Source organism: Bacillus sp. MM2020_4 (assembly GCF_011250555.1).
In the GTDB taxonomy this organism is placed as follows: domain Bacteria; phylum Bacillota; class Bacilli; order Bacillales; family Cytobacillaceae; genus Neobacillus.
In genome coordinates this window covers 60,266-68,525 of the sequence record NZ_JAANMZ010000025.1, presented here as the reverse complement: position 1 = coordinate 68,525, position 8,260 = coordinate 60,266, and the positions used below count along the sequence as shown (strand labels likewise).

The window sequence follows — 8,260 nt, the reverse complement described above, 5'->3', positions numbered from 1 at the left end:
GAGGGTTACTATATGTATATTAATAACATGGTTTACATAAATAGTATGTGACTTTCACTTCTAAGTTTATTTGTTGTCAGAGGATAGATTTTTACGCATCTACACCAAGGGAAATACTATATTTTTTACAAACATGGAAGTAATCAGTCATTTTAAAAGGGAGAGAAAAAGAATGCCTCAATCACTAATTTTTGATATGGATGGAACACTATTTCAAACAGATAAAATTTTAGAGTTATCACTTGATGATACGTTTGAACATTTACGGTCAATGAAAAAATGGGATTCTGTTTCTCCTATTGATAAATACCGTGAAATTATGGGTGTACCTTTACCAAAAGTATGGGAAACTTTGTTGCCTAATCATTCCAGTGATGAAACTTTTCTTTTAGGGTAGCAATATGATCCTTATTTTCACACTCACTCAAGTCTTCATTTTGTTACGCCTGTTTTATTAGGAGTGATTCTACTTCTGCATCAAGTGTTTGCTTTAATTCCATTAAATCTTCCTTGTTTATGATGCCTTCGGTAAACAGGTTCACATGAACAAGCTTATGTTTCCGGCACATCTCAATTTCTTTTAAGATGGATTTGAATTCTTTTTGAACAGATTGTTTTTTTGAATTTAACTTACTGAGCATGCTTTCCATGAACGTCCCAGTGCTAATTGTATTGAACAATCCCTTTAGATCTTCCAACATCACATTCTTGATATCCTTTTCCCGAACGGCAACTTTACTTTGGCAGAAATAATTTCTATGTTTAATGTTACCGCCGTATTGGACCCCAAAAGTTAGATTTTGACTCTAACTTTTGGGGTGCAGTACAAAATATGATTGCTTTTTTCTATGGAATATCCTAACTGAATTAGCAAACACTAATTTCTAATCAAAGACTTAGCAGTCCTAAAAAAAAAGGCGGTAATTATATGAAGAAATTTATTGTACTAATGCATTTAATTTCAGGAACTGGTGCTGCTTCCTTCGTTTTATACTTTGTTAGGAAGAACTCTTACGAACATAGAAAAATTATAAAGACGATTATAGGTACTCAACTTATATCGTGGGTATACCTTTTTATGACCTCTATGAGAGAAAAAGCGAAATCTTAAAGATTTTGCCTTTTCTCTATACCCATATTGATGAATAATATGTTTTTATTTATATATACTTTCTATTGTGTTGTGTCATTCTGCTATTGCTGTATTTGTTAGTTCTTTTAATTGGGCCGATGTACACCAGTATTTTCGGATTCCTTCATTGGATAATTGTTGTTAGGTATTGTATTTTATTCGCCTACGTTTTTCCCCTTGACAAAATGGATATCACTTCCCATTTAATTCTCACTCAAACAATATTTTCAAATTCAATTAATGCCTCTTTGATTTATTTACCACTATACCCGTGATGCAAATCATTACAAGGGATTTAAAAAGGTGGTCTAATGGTTATAGTGGCAATAAATTGGAGGTTAGCTAAATGGCTAATATTAAAATTGAAAAAAATGAATTAATTCTTGAAGTTGGCTTAGAGGATTTAAAGACGATTATTGATGAAGCAACAGCGAATATTGATTTATATAAAGATGAAATTGCCGTTATTTATGAGAAAATGCCAGGGTTTGATTTCACCTATTTCTGCTTTTATGCCTATGCCACATATAGGCTGTTAGAAAAAGCATTTAATTTCAATGCAGATGATGTCGGACATTTCCGTTTGAAAGCGCCAGAATCCTTCTTATATGCTTTTTATGGTATGATTGCAACTTTGCATACTGAACATAATGTAAAAGGTGGAAAATAACGTAAAAAGGGCTGATTGTCCAGGCCCTCACTACATACGAATAATAATCAACTATTGAAAGACAATGAATATCCTATACGCTTTTTATATCGAGGAGGATTCAAATGAGACCAAAGCCAAATATGGATGAGATAAGAGAGAAGACGGAAGAGCTTTGCCAATTGATTTTAGATCAGGAAGCATTTCCGAAATTAAGAGCAATGATTACAGATTTTTATGCGGATGAAGCAGCTATGTCTTTATATAATGAAACTCTTGAAAAGCAGCGTGCCCTTCAACAAAAACAACAGCAAGGATATCAACTTACAAGAGAAGAAATCAATATTTTTGAAGAAGCTCGTGAAAAGATTTACTTACATCCAGTTTCACGAGACTACCTATATGGTTCTCAAGAATTAGATGCGATTCAGGATTTAGTGATTAAATATGTGCTGAAAACGATTGAACTTGAAAGAATTCCAATGGAAGAAGACCTCGAAGACCAAGGTTGCGGATGTGGCGGAGGCGGTTCTTGCGGATGTGGCGGACATTAGGACATCGTCTTACGTTATCATTAATGTAATCTATTAACAAAAACCATTGATAAATCTCTCCCAAATTCAAATGATTGAATTTGGTTTTTTCTTTGAAGTCGCCAAAGCTGCAATACACGAAGGGATGGTAAGAGTGGATATCCAGGATATAGAGAGGGAACTTGTCTGCGCTTTTCATATTCTGGAGTGCCAATGTCCTTTATGACTACTAATTATGTTACTATATTTATGTCCTTAATTATTGGTCACTTCGAGGGTATTGGATGAAACATTTTAGCTTACTTTGGCCTTTGACTGCTTTGCTAGTTCCTTATATTATTTTTGAATGTTTTAATATGGGCTTTTTTATAGATTTATTTTTCAATATACCGATTGGACACTTTTATATTGTTAGCCTTGTGTCAATTCTAGCTAGTATTATTTCTATCGTAGTAGGATTTGCTGGAAGAAGAGCCCGAATAGAGCCGTTGCAGATGTATATGATGCCCTTACTTCAGAACGATCATATCGTAAAGCGTGGACACATGGTGGAGCCATGAAATACTTAAAAGAAAACAAAGGACCCCATTTTGATCCCCGATGTGTGGATGCTTGGAAGCAGCTTTGTTCACGTAATCCAGATGTATTCCTATGCCCGTCACAGTCTATAAAGGAAGCAGGAACTATAAAGAAACTTTCTTTATTTTAATGAAAAAGCAGTATAAAAGACTTAATAATTTATCATGTGTTGCCACATACACTCTTGATATGTGGAGTTTCTGGCAAAGTTAATTGAAAAAATTATGGTATAAATTAAGCTCAGTCTTTGGACTGAGCTTTAAAGTGCAACAGAAAATAATCTTATATTACAAGGATTGTTAAAATCTATGTCAAAGGATTCCCTGGAGCTGCTGAATTAAGAAATCAATTGATGATATTACTATTTTTAGTATAATAATAGAAAAATAATTATATTCATATTTTCTTTTGGAAGGGTAATGTGAATGGATAAAATAGTAGTAACGGGTTATGGGGTCATGGGACCTAAATCAAATAATATTGAACAATTCTTATATAATTTAGCAAATGGAGTTAATTGTTTAGAGGTTGTATCTAGTCTGTCACCTAAAGGGGAGGAATCCCTCGTTGGAAAAATAAACGAAGGTTTACATGAATTTGAATCTGATAAACGCTTCAAAAGATTTCCAAGAGTAACCCTTATGGGGATGGCAGCAGGCAAAGAAGCAATTACTCAAGCAAAATTGATCAATCTGGAAGATAAAAAAGTAGGTGTCTTCTTTGGCACATCTTTAGGTGCCACTGGTGAAAAAATTTTCCAGGAGTCTATTATAAATGTTCATCATTCCAATTATCGAGAAATTCCTGTTACTTTTTCTCATTTTGTAAATTATCATAGTATCACTTCCGCCATTGCCCATTATTTAGGAGCAAAAGGTCTTACAAAAACGATTACTACGGGCTGTACGTCCAGTTTAGAAGCCATTCAGGACGCAATTGCCTATTTAAAATGTGGTATGATTGATGTAGCGATTGTTGGCGGAACGGATAGTTTGATTGATAAAATGGCTACATATGGATTTGCCAAAACAAAATCAATTGCCTTGAATCAATCGTTACAAGATGGGGCTGTTCCCTTTAGTGAAAAAAGTAAGGGTTTTGCCATTTCAGAAGCCTCTGGGGTTGTTATTCTAGAAAGAGAAGAACATGCATTACAAAGATCTATTTCTATTTTGGGTGAAATTGAGAACGTGATCTCCAATAATGACGGTGTTTACTTATACTCGTTGGATGAAACTGGGGATCAAATGGTTAGTGCCTTGAAAGAAGTATTAAGCGGTAGAAAACCTGACTATATTAATAGTCAGGCAGTAGGAATTCGAGTAAACGATAACATTGAAAAGCGTTGCTCCAAAGAGTTATTCAATCATTCCGTCCCCTATACCTCAATTAAAAGCATGATTGGGAATCCTTATGGAGTTACTGGAATCTTACAAGTTATTTCATCCTTATTAAGTATTAATCATGGATTTATACCTCCAACTATTCGAACAAACAAACAGGGGTTTGAAGAAATGAACATTGTAACGACAACTTTATTTCAAGAAATACATGAGGTAGCGGTTACTACTCATGGGCATGGAGGGAATAATGCCTGTGCCTATATAAAGAGATATCAATAGAGTGGTGAAAAACTTTGATCATCGCATTTTTGATCGCTATTATTGGAATTATTCCGATCGTATTAGCGATATGCGTTTTAAAAATATATAAAGGCTCGGAATTAGCATTTGCTTTATTTCTTTATATGCTCTCCATCTGTTTTTGGCAATTAGACATTGCCGTTTTATATTTGAAGGGTGTCCTTTCAAAAGAATTAATCACTTGGCTTTTTAGGTTCTTTAGGATTGGGCCAACTTTTATGATTCCTCTTGTATTTTATTTAGCGCATGTTCTAATCAATAAACATACTACCAATATTAAAAATCAATCATTTTATAAGTTTCAATCTTCTATTTTTAATCATAAAGTTTTTTTATTCTTAGTAGGATGGAGCTTTATTATCTATCTAATAAATATGACAAGATTCGGAATTATCGGGGTGAAAGAGGTAAAAGTCGTTACCTCAGATCTTTATTTCTATTTTCCAGAATATGGGCCGTTGCAATTTTTGTATCTTATTCATTCTAGCAGTTTTCTAATTCTAATCATTTTTACTTTTATTATTTCTAAACAAATTCAAAACCTCTCTTTAAGAGATTTTTTAGGAACATTTTCTTCTTGTAGCTTGTTGCTGTTTATTTTTGGATTATTCAATTTTATACCTGGAACAGGAGCATTATTTAGCAGTTTAGGGACCATTATTTTTTCAGTTATTATTGTCTTTTCGTTCGTTAAATTGAATACGATATTGACTGTAAATTATAATCGTTTAATGGAACGTCAGAAGAAACTAGATAATGCAGGCAGTCTTACTGCTAGTTTAGTGCATGAAGTTAAAAATACGCTACAAATTATTAACGGATATTCGAAATTATTAGGAGAATCACATTTGCCTACTGAAGGTAAAAAGATGACCGTAATGATTCAAAAAGCGGCTAATCAAACGGAGGAATTACTAAATAATTACACAAAATTATTAAAGTATAAATCCATTGATTACAAAATGGTGGATTTGAATGAAATCATAGAACAATCCATTGAAATAGCAGCAGAGTTTTTACAAAGGAATGCTGTAGAAGTTTTTTTTGACAAAAAATATACAACATTAAAAACCTATGCCAACGATGTGTATTTAAAGCAAGTATTTTTCAATTTGATTAAAAATAGTTCGGAGGCCTTTTCGAAAGAAAGATCCGTAAGAAATATCATGATTTCTACCGATATTCAAGTGGATAGAATTTTTATTCATTTTATTGATACCGGAAAGGGAATACCTGCGGACCATTGGAATAATGTTTTTGATCCTTTTACGACATCTAAAAATGAAGGTTTAGGACTAGGTTTACCATTTGTAAAAAACATCATTCTTGAACATCGAGGAGATATAAACGTGGTGGATAGCAGTTCAAAAGGAACTCATATACAAATTATCTTACCCCAGTATTATTTTAGTAACCTTTAAGAATGGATTCCTAGAAGGCTTGATGATCCTAGTTTATTCCAAGGAGGTTGAAATGCACGATATGGAAACGATTATTATTGAAAAAGATATTAAGGTATTTTATATAACGGCAACTTCTTTTCCAGACGGAATTCAGGATGCACATGATAGACTTCATGCTAGTATTCCATTTTCAAACGAGAGAAGATACTTTGGTATATCGAGACCAGAAATAGGTGTTATTACTTACAAAGCTGCGGCAGAAATAGTAGAAAAGGATAAAGAGGGAAATTTCAATGGTGAATTATTCACCATTGAAAAAGGTAAGTACAGGTGCGTTACTATAGTAAATTATAAAAATGATCCTCAAAAGATTAGTCATGCATTTGAGGAACTGATTTCATATTCCGATATTGACCCTAACGGTTATTGTGTTGAATGGTACCAAGGTAATGAAGACTTGAAGTGCATGGTAAGACTGAACCCAAGTATTGAAGGCGATTAAAAAGAGAAGGTTTATGAAAAATCGTAAAAAGACAAACTAACGTGCCTAGTCATTATCAGCCATGTAGAATCCCATCTAATTTTTGTGAAATCCTATAGAAGGCAACTCACCGATGGTGAAGTTGCCTTCTACAAGTTTATGCTTATTTTATATTACCAGGGACTGACTTCATGATTTTCCCAGTAACTTGGTTGTTAACTGGGGATGTAGCTGGGCGTAATACACGCATGTAACTCACCACCTTTCATGATTGATGTATATGAGTCAACTAGCCACGTTTATTGAGTACTATTTTTCCAAATTAGGTTTAATACTTTTTTAATATTTCGTTTTTCATAAGGACATGGCCTTTCTCCGGTTCTCATCCGATACAACGGACAATGATTCCCTTGGCATACAGGCCGATAGAAACAGGATTGGCAAACAGCATCTGTTTCCTCCCCCGATGTTACCCAACTGGCAATTTTATCATAATCAAGCTCTAGATGACCGTCTTCATGTATTTTTCCCACTTGATTAAATTCCTCATGAAGCGAGAGTGTGCACTTGTATAATTGTCCGTGAGAGCTGACTACTAATGAGTGTGGTTTTGCCGCATAGCAGACCGATGCGGATGGCATCAAGGAATCTGTAATCATGGAACTCATACCGAATCCTTGTGAGATCGCTTCATCTGTCAGTTCCCAGATCTTTTTATTAGCCATTGTACGGCTGCAAACAGGGATGTCATCATCATTTTTTCCACCCCATTGACCAACTGGTCGAAATAGAATACCAAAACGCTTATCATCTGCAAAATGGTCTTTTAAAAAATGGGTTAATTCGGAAGTCGCTTGTAGATTGTCTTCGTCAAAATTGGTTCGAATCGTGATGTCAAATGAGCCGGGGACATCTTTAATGGCGATTAGATTCTCGATGATGGTATCAAATGTTCTCCCACCGCCTGTTAAGTGTCTTCGGCGATCGTGAACCTCTCCTACTCCGTCGACTGTGATCATAAATTGATTTATATTCCAAGAAAGTAATCGCTGGAACGTGTCCTTTGTTAATAGATACTCATTTGTAACAAGATCACAAGAGTACTGGACATGGTTTTCCTTTGCAATCGCTAAAAAAGTCTCGGATAGCTCCTCGATAACGTCTAAGGAAATTAATGGTTCACCGCCAAACCAACTAATATGCAGGTCGGTTAAACTCGCCGCCTTTTCTTGGACAAATGCTTTTAACCCATTAATGACGGTTCGATTCATTTTTCCACGTTCAAACGTTTCGTAGCAATAGGTACATCGGAAATTGCAAGCTTCGGTAGGCATTAGCACAAGATGCATGGTATCTGTTCGATGCAGTGACTGATGAAGAAATTGTGCCCTTCTCTTTTCATCCACATGGCTAGAGACTAAAAAACCATTTGTATGTAAATCTTCTTGTATTTCGTTTTCTAATAATTCGGTGCCTGCTCTTTTTAATGAAGATAGGACTGCCTGTTTCTCTTGATCTGAAAAATAAGTAATCGCACCAGTATAACTATTAAATAGCACAACGCCATTGTCATCTGTGTGTGTGATAGCATTAAATCTTGATGGAACATATCTGTTCTTGTTTTCCATTTTTCACAAACTTTCATTAAACATAATTAGGTAGACCAAAATCATTATAAGGTTATCCTTCAGCATGGTCAGTGAGTTCAGTCACTCTATAGAGCATAACCAAGTGTACATATTTCCTAATTTAAAGGGAATCTTTCCGTTTATTTTTCAAACACAGTGAAATCAGCATTTAGTTATAACAGATCCAAATAAATAAAAAATTGGATAAAAAT

At 34.4% G+C, this 8,260-nt stretch carries 7 protein-coding genes and 1 pseudogene; 6 read left to right on the top strand and 2 right to left on the bottom strand.

Features of this window, described 5'->3' with window-relative positions; genetic code table 11:
* Positions 1-172 precede the first annotated feature (172 nt).
* Positions 173-370, top strand: a pseudogene (locus G6554_RS15800) (hypothetical protein); the annotation flags it as partial.
* Between the two features lie 70 nt (positions 371-440).
* On the opposite strand, the gene G6554_RS15795 reads toward G6554_RS15800, so the two are convergent.
* Positions 441-704 (bottom strand): hypothetical protein, encoded by a 264-nt coding sequence (locus tag G6554_RS15795; RefSeq protein ID WP_166243543.1) that lies wholly within the window; start codon positions 702-704, stop codon positions 441-443.
* Positions 705-1,478: 774 nt separating this feature from the next.
* Between G6554_RS15795 and G6554_RS15790 the strand changes: the two genes are divergently transcribed.
* The 5 genes from G6554_RS15790 to G6554_RS15770 all read left to right on the top strand — a co-directional run bounded on the left by G6554_RS15790 (position 1,479) and on the right by G6554_RS15770 (position 6,441).
* Complete coding sequence (locus G6554_RS15790; protein ID WP_166243541.1) at positions 1,479-1,802, top strand: hypothetical protein; 324 nt, start codon at positions 1,479-1,481, stop codon at positions 1,800-1,802.
* Positions 1,803-1,906: 104 nt separating this feature from the next.
* A complete protein-coding gene (locus G6554_RS15785) occupies positions 1,907-2,335 on the top strand; it encodes a YlbF family regulator (RefSeq protein ID WP_166243539.1) in 429 nt (142 codons plus the stop codon).
* 983 nt (positions 2,336-3,318) lie between these two features.
* Positions 3,319-4,515: a beta-ketoacyl synthase N-terminal-like domain-containing protein gene (locus G6554_RS15780; RefSeq protein ID WP_166243537.1), complete on the top strand. Its 1,197-nt coding sequence runs from the start codon at positions 3,319-3,321 to the stop codon at positions 4,513-4,515.
* 14 nt (positions 4,516-4,529) lie between these two features.
* The gene (locus tag G6554_RS15775; RefSeq protein WP_166243535.1) at positions 4,530-5,957 is read left to right on the top strand and encodes a sensor histidine kinase; all 1,428 of its coding nucleotides are present in this window, start codon (positions 4,530-4,532) and stop codon (positions 5,955-5,957) included.
* A gap of 52 nt (positions 5,958-6,009) precedes the next feature.
* Entirely contained in the window at positions 6,010-6,441 is a 432-nt protein-coding gene (locus G6554_RS15770; protein WP_242637737.1) for a transcriptional regulator, read from the top strand.
* A 278-nt stretch (positions 6,442-6,719) separates the two neighbouring features.
* On the opposite strand, the gene G6554_RS15765 is transcribed toward G6554_RS15770, so the two are convergent.
* Positions 6,720-8,048 (bottom strand): radical SAM/SPASM domain-containing protein, encoded by a 1,329-nt coding sequence (locus tag G6554_RS15765; protein WP_166243533.1) that lies wholly within the window; start codon positions 8,046-8,048, stop codon positions 6,720-6,722.
* Between the last annotated feature and the right edge of the window lie 212 nt (positions 8,049-8,260).